At 54.1% G+C, this 16782-nt stretch carries 9 protein-coding genes, 16 tRNA genes, 2 rRNA genes and 1 pseudogene (1 of these 28 cut by a window edge); 27 read left to right on the top strand and 1 reads right to left on the bottom strand.

Annotated features, from left to right (window positions below):
* The 27 genes and pseudogenes from IJ22_RS18990 to IJ22_RS18860 form a co-directional block, all read left to right on the top strand.
* A 23S ribosomal RNA gene (locus IJ22_RS18990) occupies nucleotides 1–1745 on the top strand (it extends 1174 nt beyond the left edge of the window).
* A gap of 104 nt (nucleotides 1746–1849) precedes the next feature.
* Nucleotides 1850–1966 (top strand): 5S ribosomal RNA (gene rrf, locus IJ22_RS18985).
* 41 nt (nucleotides 1967–2007) lie between these two features.
* Nucleotides 2008–2083, top strand: a tRNA-Asn gene (locus IJ22_RS18980).
* A gap of 4 nt (nucleotides 2084–2087) precedes the next feature.
* Nucleotides 2088–2176: transfer RNA gene (locus tag IJ22_RS18975), tRNA-Ser, on the top strand.
* A gap of 16 nt (nucleotides 2177–2192) precedes the next feature.
* Nucleotides 2193–2264, top strand: a tRNA-Glu gene (locus tag IJ22_RS18970).
* 6 nt (nucleotides 2265–2270) lie between these two features.
* Nucleotides 2271–2346 (top strand) — tRNA-Val (locus IJ22_RS18965).
* 17 nt (nucleotides 2347–2363) lie between these two features.
* Nucleotides 2364–2440 (top strand) — tRNA-Met (locus IJ22_RS18960).
* Between the two features lie 30 nt (nucleotides 2441–2470).
* A tRNA-Asp gene (locus tag IJ22_RS18955) sits at nucleotides 2471–2547 on the top strand.
* 90 nt (nucleotides 2548–2637) lie between these two features.
* Nucleotides 2638–2712, top strand: a tRNA-Thr gene (locus IJ22_RS18950).
* A 29-nt stretch (nucleotides 2713–2741) separates the two neighbouring features.
* Nucleotides 2742–2817: transfer RNA gene (locus tag IJ22_RS18945), tRNA-His, on the top strand.
* Nucleotides 2818–2832: 15 nt separating this feature from the next.
* Nucleotides 2833–2904, top strand: a tRNA-Gln gene (locus tag IJ22_RS18940).
* A 22-nt stretch (nucleotides 2905–2926) separates the two neighbouring features.
* Nucleotides 2927–3002 (top strand) — tRNA-Lys (locus tag IJ22_RS18935).
* A gap of 17 nt (nucleotides 3003–3019) precedes the next feature.
* A tRNA-Gly gene (locus IJ22_RS18930) sits at nucleotides 3020–3094 on the top strand.
* 181 nt (nucleotides 3095–3275) lie between these two features.
* A tRNA-Gly gene (locus IJ22_RS18925) sits at nucleotides 3276–3350 on the top strand.
* A gap of 24 nt (nucleotides 3351–3374) precedes the next feature.
* Nucleotides 3375–3454 (top strand) — tRNA-Leu (locus IJ22_RS18920).
* Between the two features lie 8 nt (nucleotides 3455–3462).
* A tRNA-Pro gene (locus IJ22_RS18915) sits at nucleotides 3463–3539 on the top strand.
* A 13-nt stretch (nucleotides 3540–3552) separates the two neighbouring features.
* Nucleotides 3553–3626 (top strand) — tRNA-Gly (locus IJ22_RS18910).
* 6 nt (nucleotides 3627–3632) lie between these two features.
* Nucleotides 3633–3706: transfer RNA gene (locus IJ22_RS18905), tRNA-Arg, on the top strand.
* A gap of 323 nt (nucleotides 3707–4029) precedes the next feature.
* Nucleotides 4030–4326: pseudogene (locus IJ22_RS18900) on the top strand (group II intron reverse transcriptase/maturase); the annotation flags it as partial.
* A 215-nt stretch (nucleotides 4327–4541) separates the two neighbouring features.
* Entirely contained in the window at nucleotides 4542–5276 is a 735-nt protein-coding gene (gene bioD / locus IJ22_RS18895; protein ID WP_054820092.1) for a dethiobiotin synthase, read from the top strand.
* A gap of 39 nt (nucleotides 5277–5315) precedes the next feature.
* Nucleotides 5316–6308: a biotin synthase BioB gene (bioB, locus tag IJ22_RS18890; RefSeq protein WP_062409930.1), complete on the top strand. Its 993-nt coding sequence runs from the start codon at nucleotides 5316–5318 to the stop codon at nucleotides 6306–6308.
* Between the two features lie 14 nt (nucleotides 6309–6322).
* On the top strand, nucleotides 6323–7474 hold the full coding sequence (gene bioF / locus IJ22_RS18885; RefSeq protein ID WP_054820093.1) for an 8-amino-7-oxononanoate synthase: 1152 nt from the start codon (nucleotides 6323–6325) through the stop codon (nucleotides 7472–7474).
* 38 nt (nucleotides 7475–7512) lie between these two features.
* Nucleotides 7513–8283, top strand: a complete 771-nt coding sequence (locus IJ22_RS18880; protein WP_054820094.1) for an alpha/beta fold hydrolase — start codon at nucleotides 7513–7515, stop codon at nucleotides 8281–8283.
* Nucleotides 8264–9136, top strand: coding sequence for a methyltransferase (locus IJ22_RS18875; protein ID WP_062409929.1), 873 nt, complete (start codon nucleotides 8264–8266; stop codon nucleotides 9134–9136). Before IJ22_RS18880 ends, IJ22_RS18875 begins: the two co-directional genes overlap by 20 nt.
* A 134-nt stretch (nucleotides 9137–9270) precedes the next feature.
* Entirely contained in the window at nucleotides 9271–10026 is a 756-nt protein-coding gene (gene kduD, locus IJ22_RS18870) for a 2-dehydro-3-deoxy-D-gluconate 5-dehydrogenase KduD (protein ID WP_062409928.1), read from the top strand.
* A complete protein-coding gene (locus IJ22_RS18865) occupies nucleotides 10026–11009 on the top strand; it encodes a sugar kinase (RefSeq protein WP_062409927.1) in 984 nt (327 codons plus the stop codon). Before kduD ends, IJ22_RS18865 begins: the two co-directional genes overlap by 1 nt.
* Before the next feature lie 23 nt (nucleotides 11010–11032).
* A complete protein-coding gene (locus IJ22_RS18860) occupies nucleotides 11033–11695 on the top strand; it encodes a bifunctional 2-keto-4-hydroxyglutarate aldolase/2-keto-3-deoxy-6-phosphogluconate aldolase (protein WP_062409926.1) in 663 nt (220 codons plus the stop codon).
* A gap of 236 nt (nucleotides 11696–11931) precedes the next feature.
* Here IJ22_RS18860 and IJ22_RS18855 read toward each other — a convergent pair whose 3' ends face one another.
* Nucleotides 11932–16482, bottom strand: a complete 4551-nt coding sequence (locus IJ22_RS18855; RefSeq protein ID WP_235594168.1) for a glutamate synthase-related protein — start codon at nucleotides 16480–16482, stop codon at nucleotides 11932–11934.
* Nucleotides 16483–16782: the final 300 nt, after the last annotated feature.

The raw sequence follows: 16782 nt of genomic DNA, 5'->3' as shown, positions 1-16782 counted from the left end.
GGGGCTAAACACACCACCGAAGCTATGGCTAGATATGAAAATATCTGGGGTAGGGGAGCGTTGTAACAGCGTTGAAGGTTGATCGTGAGGACAGCTGGAGCGGTTACAAGTGAGAATGCCGGTATGAGTAACGAAAAGATCAGTGAGAATCTGATCCGCCGAAAGCCTAAGGGTTCCTGAGGAAGGTTCGTCCGCTCAGGGTAAGTCGGGACCTAAGGCGAGGCCGAAAGGCGTAGTCGAAGGACAACAGGTTGAAATTCCTGTACCACCGTGAACCGTTATGAGCGATGGGGTGACGCAGAAGGATAGTGACGCGAGCTGATGGATGCTCGTCCAAGCAGTGAGGCTGGTGTGCAGGCAAATCCGCACATCGAAAGGCTGGGCTGTGATGGGGAGGGAAAATTGGAGTACCGAAGGTCATGAGTTCAGGCTGCCAAGAAAAGCCTCTAGCCAGGGAGAAGGTGCCCGTACCGCAAACCGACACAGGTAGGCGAGCAGAGGATGCTAAGGCGCGCGGAAGAACTCTCGTTAAGGAACTCGGCAAAATGACCCCGTAACTTCGGGAGAAGGGGTGCCCCGGTAGGGTGAATAGCCCGAGGGGGCCGCAGTGAAAAGGCCCAAGCGACTGTTTAGCAAAAACACAGGTCTGTGCGAAGCCGCAAGGCGAAGTATACGGGCTGACGCCTGCCCGGTGCTGGAAGGTTAAGGGGAGCGGTTAGGGTAAGACCGAAGCTGTGAACCGAAGCCCCAGTAAACGGCGGCCGTAACTATAACGGTCCTAAGGTAGCGAAATTCCTTGTCAGGTAAATTCTGACCCGCACGAATGGCGTAACGACTTGGGCGCTGTCTCGACGAGAGATCCGGTGAAATTTTAATACCTGTGAAGATGCAGGTTACCCGCGACAAGACGGAAAGACCCCATGGAGCTTTACTGCAGCTTGATATTGGACTTTGGTACGATCTGTACAGGATAGGTGGGAGCCTGGGAAGCATGAGCGCCAGCTTGTGTGGAGGCGACGTTGGGATACCACCCTGATCGTATCGGAGTTCTAACCTGGTGCCCTAAGCGGGTATGGGGACAGTGTCAGGTGGGCAGTTTGACTGGGGCGGTCGCCTCCTAAAGCGTAACGGAGGCGCCCCAAGGTTCCCTCAGAATGGTTGGAAATCATTCGCAGAGTGCAAAGGCAAAAGGGAGCTTGACTGCGAGACAAACAGGTCGAGCAGGGACGAAAGTCGGGCTTAGTGATCCGGTGGTACCGAATGGAAGGGCCATCGCTCAACGGATAAAAGCTACCCTGGGGATAACAGGCTTATCTCCCCCAAGAGTCCACATCGACGGGGAGGTTTGGCACCTCGATGTCGGCTCATCGCATCCTGGGGCTGAAGTAGGTCCCAAGGGTTGGGCTGTTCGCCCATTAAAGCGGTACGCGAGCTGGGTTCAGAACGTCGTGAGACAGTTCGGTCCCTATCTGTCGCGGGCGCAGGAAATTTGAGAGGAGCTGTCCTTAGTACGAGAGGACCGGGATGGACGTACCGCTGGTGTACCAGTTGTCTCGCCAGAGGCACGGCTGGATAGCCAAGTACGGAAGGGATAAGCGCTGAAAGCATCTAAGCGTGAAGCCCCCCTCAAGATGAGATTTCCCAGTACGTAAGACCCCTTGTAGACGACGAGGTAGATAGGTTCGGGGTGGAAGCACGGCAACGTGTGGAGCTGACGAATACTAATCGGTCGAGGGCTTATCCAAAAAGCACATGAAGATGATCAGCGGCTTGGTTTCGATCCAGTTTTCAGGGCGCAAGCCGCCTTGAAAGTGAAAATGCGATGTTTCCTGGAAGAAACATCAATACGTTTGGTGATGATGGCGGAAGGGAACCACGCGTACCCATACCGAACACGACCGTTAAGCCTTCCAGCGTCGATGGTACTTGGACCGCAGGGTCCTGGGAGAGTAGAACGTCGCCAAGCGGGTATTGTTTGACACTTTAATACTCCACAACCATTAACATTCCCCGATAGCTCAGTTGGTAGAGCACTCGACTGTTAATCGAGTTGTCACAGGTTCGAGTCCTGTTCGGGGAGCCATTTTGGAGAGGTGTCCGAGTTGGCCGAAGGAGCACGATTGGAAATCGTGTAGGCGTCACAAGCGTCTCGAGGGTTCGAATCCCTCTCTCTCCGTAGTACATTATAGCAAGGCCCGTTGGTCAAGGGGTTAAGACACCTCCCTTTCACGGAGGTAACAGGGGTTCGAATCCCCTACGGGTCATCCCATGGAGGCTTAGCTCAGCTGGGAGAGCATCTGCCTTACAAGCAGAGGGTCGGCGGTTCGATCCCGTCAGCCTCCACCATAGATTACTTATACTGACGCGGGGTGGAGCAGCCCGGTAGCTCGTCGGGCTCATAACCCGAAGGCCGCAGGTTCAAATCCTGCCCCCGCAACCAATTTCGAAGCCAAGCATTCGAAAAATATGTGGAGCCGTGGTGTAGAGGCCTAACATGCCTGCCTGTCACGCAGGAGACCGCGGGTTCGAATCCCGTCGGCTCCGCCATGATTTTCAACTAAATGAAGCACAATTTAAACATCGGAATAATACGGAGATGATTATCCGATTGTCCGACGTTTTTAATTTAAAGACTATGCCGTCGTAGCTCAGAGGCAGAGCAACGCACTCGTAATGCGTAGGTCGGAGGTTCGACTCCTCTCGACGGCACCATTACCCATTCGCCTGGTTCAATGATTACGGCGGTCGTGGCGAAGTGGCTAACGCATCGGATTGTGGCTCCGACATTCGAGGGTTCAATTCCCTTCGATCGCCCCATTATCTTATCAGCATTGGGGATTAGCCAAGCGGTAAGGCAACGGACTTTGACTCCGTCATGCCTAGGTTCGAATCCTAGATCCCCAGTTTTTTCAGATTACGATAAAGGGAGCCATTAGCTCAGTTGGTAGAGCACCTGACTTTTAATCAGGGTGTCGTAGGTTCGAGTCCTACATGGCTCACCATTGTTTCTAACGGAAACGCGGAAGTGGCTCAGGGGTAGAGCATCGCCTTGCCAAGGCGAGGGTCGCGGGTTCGAATCCCGTCTTCCGCTCCATTCATGAATCAGAGCGAGAACTCAAAGGGTTTGCCGAAGCATAAGCTTCGTTAGGACCGCTTCACAGTCTTGGAGCGTAACGGAGAGTATCCCATCTCCTAGCGCATAGGAATATGGTGAAGAGAAACCTGACTGGTCTCGGTCGAATATAGTTAATGGAGTCTGGTTTGATATTTAGTAAGCGGAAGTGGCTCAGGGGTAGAGCATCGCCTTGCCAAGGCGAGGGTCGCGGGTTCGAATCCCGTCTTCCGCTCCATCATGAGTGAATTTAACTCATCATGCCGGTATGGCGGAATTGGCAGACGCGCGCGACTCAAAATCGTGAGGGAAACCGTGGGGGTTCAAGTCCCTCTACCGGCATTGAATAACGGGACGTAGCTCAGCTTGGTAGAGCACCTGGTTTGGGACCAGGGGGTCGCATGTTCGAATCGTGTCGTCCCGACCACTTTAAATTTAATGCGGGTGTAGTTCAATGGTAGAACTCCAGCCTTCCAAGCTGGTAGCGTGGGTTCGATTCCCATCACCCGCTCCATATCATGTTCCAGTAGCTCAGCTGGATAGAGCAACGGCCTTCTAAGCCGTCGGTCGGGGGTTCGAATCCCTCCTGGGACGTAAAACAGCCTCTCGCAAATGCGAGGGGTTGTTTTTTTTTGGTACGCCCAGCATGGGCGTCATCTTTAGGGTGAGAGTCCAGTCGGATGAGTTGCCCAAACACAATGAAATCCAAAGCCGCCGAAGGCTAACCCTGTAGACTCCAGTGGTCGCGGGCAGGCAGATGACGTTCTTATTTGGGGAGGCCTGCGGAATACGCGAAGTTAATTCGTAACCAGAGTCGGAAGGCTCTGCTGAATCCTCAGGAGTCAGCAGAGGCCATAGTACGCAAGTACGGGACGCCGGACAGCGGAAGGGCCGAACCGAAAGGAGAGAGGAAACCGATGCGTTCGCGCGGAGAGCAACGACAGCAGAATATCTCGCAAGAGAGCTTCCGGCAAAGAGCAGCGGTGAAGCCGCGAGGGTATGCCGAAGCGCCGAGCTCTTCGCCGGCACAAGTCTTCCCTTTCTCTCGCAAATCAAAGGACGACCTGCTGGAAAGGATGCTCGAAGGGGACAACCTACGGCTCGCTTACAAGCGAGTGGTCCAAAACGGAGGAGCCCCCGGTGTGGACGGCGTAACGGTAGTGGAGCTACAAGCTTACCTGAATATCCACTGGGAAACGGTGAAAGCCGAACTCCATAAGCGTGTGCTGAAACTGATTCGGGCTTACCTGAACGCCGGAGTCATGGAATAGCCCTATTTCGTAAAGGGGTTAGATCGCTCAGCCGAGTTAATAGAAATAACTTGTCTGCTGCACGGGTGTGTAGTAAAATACGTTCTAGTTGAATTGTTAACCTAATATAATTAAAATGAGGTTAACAATAAAACGGTTTAAGTATAGAGGGATGACCTATGAGTAAAGGATTGTTCGTTACCGGTACGGATACGGATGTGGGGAAAACTTGGGTGACAAGTGCGCTTGCTGCTGCGATCAACCGCAGATTGCGAGGCGTAAAACAACAAACGCTGCGTCTTTGGAAACCTGTGCAGTCCGGAGTTCGAATGGGTGAAGCCCAAGCGGATAGTTATCGGCTTGTACAGGGCAGCGGCGTTGGACAGCAGGAGTCGGACACGGTGACGATAACGCTTGAAGCGCCGCTGGCTCCGTGGATGGCGGCGAAGCGGGAAGGGAAGACGATTGACTGGAAAGCTCTGGTTCAGGAAGGACACCGAAGGCTGCAAGCCGACGGTCCGCTTCTGATCGAAGGAGCCGGCGGACTGATCGTGCCTTTGACCGAACGGCATTTGGTTGCTGATTTGGCCGCAGCTTTGGGCCTGCCGGTGCTGATCATAGCCCGCCCTAAGCTGGGAACAGTGAACCATACGCTGCTGACCGTAGAGTATGCAAGGCAGAGAGGGCTGCAGGTGGCCGGCGTCATTATGAACGGCTATGAGGATGAACACGACCCAGGCCTGGCAGAAAACCGGCGCATGATTGAAACATTCGGTCAGGTTCGGGTATGGGGCATGCTGCCTTGGAACGGAGAAAGTCCGCAAACCGATGCAGGGTGGTCAGCTTGGCGTGAGCTTTGGGTGGAGACTGTAGAGCACCGGATCGACATGCAAGCGGTTATGGAATACTTTTAGCGGACAAAAATAGTTCATTCATGCGGGAGGACAATTCGGATGTTGACATTGCAGACCAATTGGAACGAGCTGGCGGATAAATCCATTCGCGGCGAATTGCTTAATTTGAAGGAAGGGTTGTCGGTGCTTGAAGCCGATGATGACGAAGTCCTTGCCCTTATGCAGGCGGCGTTTAAAGTGAGAAAGCATTATTACGGGAAAAAAGTGAAGCTGAATCTGATCATCAACGCCAAAAGCGGGCTTTGCCCGGAGGACTGCGGCTACTGCTCGCAATCGATCGTATCGAAGGCGGCGATTCAAAAATATCCGCTGTTGGAGAAGGAAACGCTGGTAGACGGCGCCCGCAAAGCGATGGAGCTCAAGGTTGGGACGTACTGTATCGTGGCCAGCGGCCGCGGTCCGACGAATAAAGAGCTGGATCAGGTTGTAGAGGCCGTGAAAGAAATTAAGTCGACGATGCCGATGAAAATTTGCGCTTGCCTTGGGATTTTGAGCGAGGCACAGGCCGTTAAGCTGAAAGAAGCCGGGGTAGACAGGTATAATCATAATTTGAATACGAGCAAGCAAAATTTCTCCAACATAACAACTACTCATACATATGACGACCGGGTAGATACGGTGGAAAAAGCAAAAGCGGCAGGTATGTCTCCTTGTTCGGGCTGTATTATCGGCATGGGTGAGACGAATGAGGAAATTGTAGAGATGGCCTATGCTTTACGGGAGTTGGATGCGGATTCGATCCCGGTCAATTTCCTGAATTCGATCCCGGGAACGCCGCTGGAAAACAACCGTGAGCTGAATCCGCGCAAATGCTTGAAGGTCCTTGCTTTGATGAGGTTCATTTGCCCGACCAAAGAGATTCGGATAGCAGGAGGGCGCGAAGTGAATCTGAGGTCGTTGCAGGCGCTGGGACTATATGCGGCGAATTCCGTGTTTGTCGGCGATTATTTGACTACGGAAGGCCAAGAGGCGACGGCTGACCACAAGATGATTGAGGACCTTGGGTTCGAGATCGAGCTGTGCGCTCTGTAAGGTGGCGTTTGGAAATGAGGAAATCGGCTTGGCAGTGGATGCATACGGAACTGGAATCGCTGAAGGAGCGGGCCCAGTTCCGTTATTTAGTGGACTCGGAGCCGCAGGGACAAGGCTGGCTGCTGCGGGACGGACGGAGGATGCTCAATCTGGCCTCGAACGATTATTTGGGGCTGCAGCAGCGGAGCGGAATCGCTGATGCATGGATGGGAGCTGCCGCTTCGCGGTTGATTGTCGGCAATAACCCGGTTTATCGACGGTTTGAAGAGGAATTTGCCCGCTTTAAAGGCACGGAAAGCTGCCTGCTGTTCAGCAGCGGATACATGGCCAATGTCGGCGTCATCCCGTCTTTAATGGGACGCCACGACGTCGTGTTCAGCGATCGGCTGAATCACGCAAGCATTGTCGACGGCATTGTGCTTAGCCGCGCGGAGCATGTCCGGTACCGCCATCGGGATTTGGATCATTTGGAAACACTGCTCCGAAAAGCGGATACCGGCAGCAAAAAATTGATCGTTACTGATTCGGTCTTCAGTATGGACGGAAGCATAGCCCCTTTACGTGAACTGGTGGAGCTCAAGGACCGCTATGGAGCGATGCTGATGGTCGACGAAGCGCACAGCGGCGGGCTGTATGGAGAGCAAGGGCAAGGACTGGTACATGAGCTTGGGTTAACCGAACGGGTCGAAATCCAAATGGGCACGTTCAGCAAAGCCTACGGCGGATATGGTGCCTATATTGCGGGGGATGAGGTACTTAAGCAGTATCTTGTCAACAAGGCGCGCAGCTTCATTTATACGACGGCGCTGCCGCCTGCTGTCATCGAGTCCGTGAGGCTTAACTGGCTTCAGGCCCGAAAAGAGGAGTGGCGGCGTAAGGAGCTTTCGCGAAAGGCCGTCTGGTTCCGCGAGGCGCTGCGGCAGCGCGGATTCGATACGGGCGAAAGCGAGAGCCATATTGTGCCGCTACTGTTGGGAAGCAATGAGCGGACGGTGCGATTTAGCGAGAAGCTGCAGCAGGCAGGAATCGCCGCTGTAGCGATTCGTCCTCCGACCGTGCCGGAGGGAACGGCTAGAATACGTTTTACGCTGATGGCTACCCACCGGGACGAGGATTTGCAATGGGCGGTCGAGCAAATTGACAGGGCAGGACGCGAATTAGCTTAGGCTCGAGCCTATTTTTGGTATGGAAGTCGGTGAGAGAGATGGTAGACGTAACAAGACGCATCTTATGGATTCACGGCTGGGGAATGTCACCATGGATATGGGAATCATCCGTTCGCGAGCAATGGACAGGCCAAGGGATCGGGCATCATTTTTTTTCATATGCGGACTGCCATTCGATCGAAGCGTTCTATGAAGCCTTCGACCGGGTGCTCCGGGAAGTAAAGCCCGAAACGGTCGTCGGCTGGTCTATGGGCGGTATGCTGGCTGTAGACAGGCTGGCGCAACTGGCCGGCGAGATGGGAACGGCATTCGGGTCGTTAGGGATCAAGCGGCTTGTTGTGATCGGTTCGACACTCTGTTTTGTCAGTGCCGACCGGAAGCAGGGCTGGCCGAGGCGGATTGTAGAGCGAATGCTCGGCAAGCTGGAAACGGATCGGGAGCATGTGCTGCAGCAGTTTGCGGATTCGATGGTATCTGCGAATGAGCGTGCCGAAGGGAAGATCGTGGCAGCCTGTGAACCGGATTTCTCTTTGGAAGGCCTGAAGGCCGGGCTGAAGTATTTAATCGAAACCGATGTGACCGAAGCCTGGTCCAAGGCCCTGGTTCCCGTCTTCACTTCGGCAGGAGGCCGGATTCTGTGGATTCATGGGAGCGGGGATGCGATCTGCCCGGTTGGGGCGATGCCGGATGAAACGGAAGGGGTGCGGAGCGTGGTTCTCGAGGATACGGGGCATGTTCCGTTCTTGACGAGACAGGCTGCTTTTTACGAACATCTGAGGGGTTTTCTAGATGACGACAAGGATCGATAAGAGCAAGGTACGGCGGCATTTTGACCGGCACGCCGGAAGCTATGATCAATATGCGGTTGTGCAGCGGACGATGGCGGATCGTCTGCTGCACCTGGTTTTGAAGCGGAAAGCGCCGAAGAATGTAAGCCGCATTATCGAAATCGGCTGCGGTACGGGACTGCTCACCGGCAAGCTGCTTGACGCTTATCCGGAAGCGAGTGTGCTGGCCATCGATTTATCTCCGCAAATGGCAGAGCGCACGCGGCAGCGCTATGGGGATATGGCCGCCGGACGTCTGGAGACGTTTGTCGGTGATGCGGAGCCGCCGGGAAACGATGACGAGAAATGGGCGCCGACGGAGTACGGACAAGCCGATGTGATCATATCGAGCGCAACGTTTCAATGGTTTGACGAGCCGGGACGAACCATGAAGGCTTGGCTTGGGCGGCTCAAGCCGGACGGTCTGCTCGCGTTTGCCACGTTCGGGCCGCAAACCTTTGTAGAGCTGCATGAAGCTTTTAGAGCCGCGGAGCGCGAGCTTGGGCTTTCGAAGATGTCTCATGGACAAGACTTTTTAAGTCTGGCGGAGTGGAAGCGATTATTGGTCCAGAGTTCCGGCGGGCTGAAGCAAAGTTTTGCTTTTACCGGCCTGGAGGATATGGATGTGCAGACGTTCACGGATGTCAGGAGCTTCTTGTACAGTGTGAAGCGGGTAGGCGCAGGCAACGCCAATTCGGATTCCAGAGAGACACAACGTGCGGGACGGCGTCTTTTTGCGGAAATGGAGAAAAAGTATACGGAACGGTTTGCAGTGAACAACGGAGGGATTCGTGCGACATACCATCTGCTTTACGGCCTTTTCGGCGCCGAATAATTCAGCGTCGGGAAGGCTTCTTTTTGTACCACAGTATAGCGATTTGCCGATGATTGCCTTATAATAAATAGGTCAGGTCAACCCGCTGATCGTTAAAACCGAAAGCGCTTAAAACGTTTGAATGGGGTGTGAAGATGAATCTGTTTGATTTAACCGGAAAAGTGGCTATTGTTACCGGTGGTGCGGTCGGTTTGGGCGGAGGTATTTCCTTAGGGCTGGCCCATGCGGGAGCCGATGTCGTGATCGTCACCAGCAACGACCGCTCGCGCGAGGTTGAGCAGCAAATCCAGGCTATGGGGCGGAAAGCGCATACGATTGTAGCGAATCTGATGGATGAAAGCGTGCTCAAAAGCGTTGTGGACGAGACACTGTCCGTTTTCGGTAAAATCGACATTTTGGTCAACAACTCGGGCATTATTCGCCGTACGCCGGCCGCAGATCATTCCGCTCAAGACTGGCATGATGTGTTGAAATTGAATTTGAATACGGTCTTTTTCCTGTCGCAGCTTGTTGGCCTCGAAATGATTAAGCAGGGATCGGGTAAAATCATCAATATCGCTTCCATGCTTTCTTTTCAAGGCGGGATTCATGTTCCGGGATATACGGCTTCCAAGCATGCCGTCGCAGGCATTACGAAAGCGCTTGCCAATGAGTGGGCAAAATATGGCATTCAAGTAAACGCTATCGCTCCGGGGTATATGTCTACGGACAATACGGCTCCGCTTCGTGCGGATGAGGAGCGCAACGCGCAAATTTTGGGACGTATTCCGGCGGCGCGCTGGGGTACGCCGGAAGACCTGCAAGGCCCTGTGGTTTTCTTGGCCTCGCAGGCTTCCGATTATATGAGTGGTCATGTGTTATGCGTAGACGGAGGGTGGATGACGAGATAATGGCGACGAACAGACAAACAGGAGCTTGGCAGATGTTTCAACCTGAAGTCATCACTTTTGGAGAGTCGATGGCGCTGATGATTCCGGAGAACCCCAAAGGAATCGAATATGCCCAGCATTTTCAGGGGATGTTTGGCGGGGCGGAGGGAAATCTGGCGATCGGCATCTCCCGGTTAGGTCACCGTGCCGGGTGGTTCAGCCGTCTGGGGAAGGACCCGTTCGGACGGATGATCCTGAAGAGAATCCGCGGTGAAGGCGTAGACGTCTCTCGTGTGGAGCTGACTCCGGAAGCGCCAACCGGATTGATGCTGCGTGAAGACGTATCAGGTAAGCCGTCGGTGTACTATTACCGCAAAGGCTCGGCGGCCAGTACTTTGGGGCCGGAGCACCTGGACGAGGAATACATCAAGCAGGCGAAGTATTTACATGTTACGGGGATTACGGCGGCACTCAGCTCAAGCTGCCGCGAAGCCGTCAAGGAAGCGATCCGGATTGCCCGCAGGCATGAGGTTAAGGTATGTTTTGACCCGAACCTTAGGCTGAAGCTCTGGTCGCTTGATGAGGCGCGCGAGGTGCTGTTGGAGCTCGCGAAGGATGCGGATTATTTCCTGCCGGGATTGGACGAACTGAAGCTGCTTTACGAAACGGAGAGCTTTGACGAAATCGTCGCTCATCTGAGCAAGCTCAGGGCGGTTTCGATCGTCAAAGGCGGCAATAACGAAACGCTCATCGTCGAGCAAGGACAAGTCAGTTCGGTGCCGTATTTCAAAGCCGAGCGTGTAGTTGACACGGTGGGAGCGGGAGACGGCTTTTGTGCCGGCTTTATCGTCGGTTTGCTTAAAAACTACAGCTTGACGGAAGCGGTACGTCTCGGCAATCTCATCGGCTGTATGATCGTGCAGGTGGAAGGCGACTGGGAAGGAGCTCCGACATGGGAGCAGGTTGAAGCATTCTTGAATAATGAAAAGCATGTGGAGCGGTAGAAAGAAAGGGATGAGAGGGCAGGATGAAGAAAATTCAGCTGATGCAGCAGTTAGTGAATGAAGGCGTTGTCGCAGTGCTTCGCGGAGATACGCCTGATGAAGTGGTAGAGATGGCGGAGCAGGCCATTGCAGGCGGTATTAAGGTCATTGAGGTGACAATGACCGTACCATTCGCATTACAAGCGATTGAGAAGCTTGCGAAGAAGTATTCCAGCACGGCGCAGGATCCGGGTAAATACGCAATTATCGGCGTAGGTACGGTGCTAGACCCGGAAACCGCGCGAGCGGCTATTCTGAGCGGCTCCGAATTCGTCGTAGGGCCGACGCTGAATCCGGATACGGTCACGCTGTGCAACCGTTACCGGGTGCCTGTCATGCCTGGAGTGATGACGATCCAGGAGATTCAGCGGGCGCTGGAACTGGGAGTTGACGTGGTGAAGCTGTTCCCGGGCAATCTGTATTCGCCTGCGATGATCAAAGCAATCAAAGGACCGCTGCCGCAGGCAAACGTGATGCCGACGGGGGGCGTGTCTCTTGGCAATCTGGGCGAATGGATCAAAGCCGGCGCCGTAGCGGTCGGTATCGGCTCCGACTTGACTACGGATGCCGTGAAAACAGGAGACTACAGTCTGGTGGCTAAAAAAGCGGCACAGTATATCGAAGCTTACCGCGCGGCCAAAGGTTGAGCTAAAAACAAAGCAGGCCCTTCTCTTTCCATGCTCCGGCATGAAAGAGAAGGGCCTGCTTTGCTTAAGATATAGCTTACATGAAGTGAGGGTCCAGACAAGGACATAGGCTGCGGTTGAAAAAGTTTATTTACTTAATGTGATAAGGTTTTAGCGAGGTTAACGATTTTCTTGCTCCAAAATGAACCTCGATAAAACAAATCCCCCAGAGCTGACAGCCTGGGGGGATGACTATGTTATTCCGTTGCTACCGATTGATCGGCTTGCAGACCTACCGGTGCGATGCGTACGAAGTTTGCCTGCAAATTATTCAGCAGGTCTTCAATTTTAGCCGCGGCTTCCGGTTGGCCGGAAGAAGCAAGCGCATCGCGGTATGCGCCGAGCAGTTCATTCAGATCCTTGATGCTTTGTGGACCGACTGCTTCGATTTTTACCTTCGCGCCTTTGGCTATGCGGCGTTCGATCGCTGCTTGATCCAGTCCCATCTCGGGAACAAGACGCTGGTAGATCACGCCTCCGGTCATCCCGGCGCAGATCCATGGACCCGGGTCGCCTAGAACGACGGCGCGTCCGTTGGTCATATACTCGAACGCGAAGCCTTTGAGGTTCGCACGGGCTGCCAGACCGCCCAGCTCATCCCGAAGCGGGGAAGTGATCTCGCCGCCGAACACGACATCTGCGCCCGAGAAACGGATACATGCGCGAGTATCGGCATTGCCTTGGATCAGGAACAAGCCTTTTTGAGCGCCGTAGCCGAAAGATTTACCTACGGAGCCGTTAATGAATTGCTTGTGCTTGCTAGGTGCTTTCAGGATAGAGACCTTACCGCCGAGCGACATTTTGCCGACGCCGTCTTCCGCGCCGCCGTGAACCGTAATTTCCACGCCGCGGGCGTTAAAGGCAGCGAGTCCGTTGCCCGGTACGGAACCGTCGGTCATCGTAATGTTGACCGGAGGAAGCTCGTCGTAGCTGCCGTCGAAACGGTCTCTTACCCGATGGCTGGCATAGCGGCTGCCCAAGATACGGGATTCCGCGTCTACTTTGCTCCACGTGCGCTCTACCGGAGCTGCGAAGGATACGGCATCCGGGAAGAATTCCTGGCCTTCCGCGCCGGCTGCAATACGGATATCCGAGGATACTGCGGCGGCAACTTCACGCTCGGCATCTTTGGCCGCAGCGAAGGAAATCGGAGCCGGACGAAGCAGATCGGAAAGGTCGATGCTCTCCAGATGGCTCGTTTGCTGCAGCAGGTCGGAACGACCTACGAGCTCTTGCGCATTCTTGAAGCCCAATTGAGCGACGATCTCGCGAATTTCTTCACCGATACCGCTGAACAAGCGGACAAGCGATTCAACAGCCGTATCGTATACGCGAGGTACGAAGCGGCGCAGACCTTTCTCTTCAGCTTCTTCCATCGAATCGATTTGCGTCGCGATACCTACGTGGCAAGTATCCAAGTGGCATCCGCGACAGGTCGTACAACCGATCGCTTGCATAGCTATGGAACCGAAGCCGACACGGTTGGCGCCGAGCATAAACATTTTGACGACGTCCGCACCTGATTTCATTCCGCCGTCGGACCAAAGCTCAACCTTATGACGCAGACCGGCGTCGATCAAGGCGAGGTGAGCAAGCTTCGTACCGATTTCCGTCGGAAGTCCCACATGCGTGATGGAGTGGATCCGTGCCGCTCCTGTACCGCCGTCAAAGCCGGAAAGCGTGATAACGTCCGCGCCTGCTTTGGCAACGCCGACAGCAATCGTGCCGATACCCGGCACAACCGGAATTTTAACGATGATTTTCGCTTTGCGTCCGCTTGCTTCCTTCAGCTCGGAAATAATTTGCGCCAAGTCCTCAATCGAATAAATATCGTGGTTATTGGATGGCGAAATCAAATCGGAACCAACGGTAGCATTCCGTGCGGCCGCGATTTTAGCCGTAACCTTCGAACCCGGCAAATGGCCGCCCTCGCCCGGCTTAGCGCCTTGGCCGATTTTGATCTCAAGGAACGCTACGGCGTTGGCCAGTTCTACGTTCACGCCGAAACGTCCGGACGCCACTTGCGCGCCGCGGGTCCGCTTATAGCGGCCCAGCATGTCTTTGATCTCGCCGCCTTCGCCGTTCATGGTTACCATATTCAGTCGCTCGCCGGCTTCCGCATAAGCGCGGAATGCCGTTTCGTTCTGCGAACCGAAGGACATGGAAGAAATGAGCATAGGCAGATCGTGATCGCCGATACCGATATTCACTTGTGACGGGTCCAGCGGTTTACGGCCTTCAGCGTAAGCTTTCTCAAAGTTGAAGTCGGCAACGTGACGGATGGAAATCGGATTTTTCTTTTCCTCTTCGCGCAGCTTGTCGCGGTAATCCGAATAAGGTGCCGCACCGGAAGCCGTATCGCCGAGGGCTTTCCACATCCGTTGGAAGAACCGGAAGTTCCGCGCCGCTTTGGCCTTTGGATTGGTAAAGTCGTTGTAACGGGCTTCCGCATCCGCTTCGAGCTCGGCAAAACCGGTGCCCGCGTTGTCGCTGCCCAGGTAATTGACGATATCCAGCACTTCAGCCAGCTCCGGCTTCAATCCAATGGACGAGAAGAAGCGGGTGTAGCCGCGAAGCTCGTGCGTACCGATGGTGGAGATGACTTTCTCCAAGCCTTTCATCAAGGCGGTGAACACTTTGCGTGCCGCAAGTGCGCCGTCTTTGGACGATGCCGTTGCAAACAAGAGGTAAGGAGACAGCACATCCGCACCCAAACCACAGGCTACTGCGATATCGTGCAGGTTGCGGATCGAAGCGCTGCGCAAAACGAGCGTTGTTTGGCGGCGCAGGTTATCGCCGTGTCCGAGTTTCTCGGCTCTCAAGGCAATATCGACCTTGGATACCGCAAGATGCGGATCCATCCACAGGCGGTCGTTCTGATGCGCCTCACTGTCATCCAGAATCAGCAGCATGGCTCCGTTACGGACCGCTTGGACCGCGTCGGCAGCCAGCTTCTCCAGCGCTTCTTTAAGCGAGGTTCCGCGGGCAAACGTTGTGGAAAGCGTTGCGACGGCATCACCGTTATGAGCGCCGAACAGAGCTACGAGCTGTTCGAAGCTTGGCTGGTTCAGCTCCGTTAAAGAGTCAATGCCGTTGCTGCCTTCAAGCACAACCGGATAAAGCAATTCGATGCGAAGACGGTCATCCGGCTGGCCGTACAGGCTGGGGCGCGGACCTACTACGACACGGGTGGAGAAGTGCTCCATTTCACGGTCGCGGTCGATCGCCGGATTCGTAACGACGGCTACGCTTTCTTTAATGAAGTCCGGAATGTTCACACGTTCCGGGTTCAGAGCGGCATGCGGGCTGTCATGACCGAGGGAACGGATCGGCTCCGCACCGGTCTGTGCCGTGGATTCGATCATCTGGATACCGTCGCGATCCCAGCCAAAAGAGCTGTAGAGCGCGTCTGTCGGCGTAATATCTGCCGAAGGAGCGGCTTCTACCGGCGGCAATTCATTATGCAGGTGCTTGCGCAGTCCTTCGAAGCCGATACGGGCTTGAGCGCGGCTCAGCACAATATTTTGTACCTGATGATACGGAATGACCTGCACATGCTCTCCCGGTGTCAGGATGACCCCGATTTTTTCGCCCGGAGCGATCGGCTTGGGATCGGCTACCATCTCGCCTACCGTGATCACGCCTTGTTCGGAGGAGAAATAAAGGGATGTTTCGCTTTCTACCATCCAGACTGGACGAAGACCAAGGGCATCTACGCTGAAAATACATTCATTGCCGTAGCGGGATACGATCCCGGCCGGGCCTTGCGCGTAATGGCCCCAAGTTTGGCGGTAATAGACATAGAGATCCTGGAGCTCCGGACGGTACAGCTTCATTTCGTTGAGAATCGGCGGGAATACGACTTCCATCGCCTCAAACAGGCTGAGCCCGAAGCGGTGGATGAACGTTTCGATCGTCCGGTTCATATCCTGAGAGTCACTGCCGCCGTCTACGAGCGGTACGCCGACCATATCGGCTTCCAGACGCAATTTCTTGACTGTATTGATCTCGCCGTTGTGGCCGAGCAATGAGAACGGTTGGACGCGGAAAAAGCTTGATTGTGTATTGGTGGAGTAGCGGTTGTGACCAATGGTCACTTGTGCCGCAAACAGAGGGTCGCGAGTATCGTTAAAATATTTAGGCAGAATGCTTGCTGCGCCCATAACCTTGTAAGCTGCGGTTACATTGCTCAGCGTAGCCACATGCACGTTGTATTTGGACTCAATGGCGACATGAAGCTCGAACAAGTGATCGGCTACTTTCACTTCCTGCTTCTCGCACAGCGCTGCGATTTGCCAGAAGGTCGGCTCGTCATTGCGGCCGTTAGGACCAAGCACGCTGCTGTCGACCTCGTTTTCTTGTTCGAGAAGAATGTTGACCTGGAACTGGGAAAACAATTCCCGAATGCCCTTTTGCATCTCGGCAACCGAAATGTCCAGCTTGCGGGGAACAAAAATATGGGCTATGGAAAAGCGCTCATCGTAAGCGAGCTTGCCGTCCAGTCCGGCCTCCGTCAGTTTTTTCTCCCACAGTGCCCTGGGGATATCCGTCAAAATACCGCAGCCGTCCCCTTCGCCGTTAATAAAACCTGAACGATGCTCCATTTTAACAAGGGCATCGACCGTTTTTTGGATGTTGTCGCGGGAAGGAAACCCATCTTTCTCTACAATACAAATGATGCCGCAGCTATCATGTTCGGTGGCCAACAGATTCTGAAAGCGGCCTTCATTACGCATAACTTCGTTCATTCTCGTGGTCAGCAGGCTGACCGTCACCTCCCTGGTAGTTAAAAGTCGGTTCGTACTGAGATCAAGGCTTTGTTCATGTCGCTGCAAGAAGAGATAACAAAGCCAACGTGAGAACGCATTGAATAAAAATTCATTTATTCTGCATAATCGATTGCGCCGGCGGGTTCTCGTTTCTCTTGAAGATATGCATAACTGGGCAATAATAAAAAAATAAATGTGCCCACGTTAATGTAATGAGCGCATATCTTCATAGCTATCATGACTAAAACCTTACATTTAGCCGATAGTATTTGATTTCAA

Source organism: Paenibacillus naphthalenovorans (assembly GCF_001465255.1).
GTDB classification, from domain to species: domain Bacteria; phylum Bacillota; class Bacilli; order Paenibacillales; family NBRC-103111; genus Paenibacillus_G; species Paenibacillus_G naphthalenovorans.
The sequence above is the reverse complement of the archived record's forward strand: the minus strand, read 5'-3'. Positions and strand labels throughout refer to the sequence as shown.

What these genes read in the sequence shown, in the direction of transcription:
- bioD (WP_054820092.1), top strand. Translation starts at nt 4,542, where the DNA reads ATGAGTAAAGGATTGTTCGTTACCGGTACGGATACGGATGTGGGGAAA.
- IJ22_RS18860 (WP_062409926.1), top strand. Translation starts at nt 11,033, where the DNA reads ATGAAGAAAATTCAGCTGATGCAGCAGTTAGTGAATGAAGGCGTTGTC.
- IJ22_RS18865 (WP_062409927.1), top strand. Translation starts at nt 10,026, where the DNA reads ATGGCGACGAACAGACAAACAGGAGCTTGGCAGATGTTTCAACCTGAA.
- IJ22_RS18875 (WP_062409929.1), top strand. Translation starts at nt 8,264, where the DNA reads ATGACGACAAGGATCGATAAGAGCAAGGTACGGCGGCATTTTGACCGG.
- bioB (WP_062409930.1), top strand. Translation starts at nt 5,316, where the DNA reads ATGTTGACATTGCAGACCAATTGGAACGAGCTGGCGGATAAATCCATT.
- IJ22_RS18880 (WP_054820094.1), top strand. Translation starts at nt 7,513, where the DNA reads ATGGTAGACGTAACAAGACGCATCTTATGGATTCACGGCTGGGGAATG.
- IJ22_RS18855 (WP_235594168.1), bottom strand. Translation starts at nt 16,482, where the DNA reads ATGAACGAAGTTATGCGTAATGAAGGCCGCTTTCAGAATCTGTTGGCC.
- kduD (WP_062409928.1), top strand. Translation starts at nt 9,271, where the DNA reads ATGAATCTGTTTGATTTAACCGGAAAAGTGGCTATTGTTACCGGTGGT.
- bioF (WP_054820093.1), top strand. Translation starts at nt 6,323, where the DNA reads ATGAGGAAATCGGCTTGGCAGTGGATGCATACGGAACTGGAATCGCTG.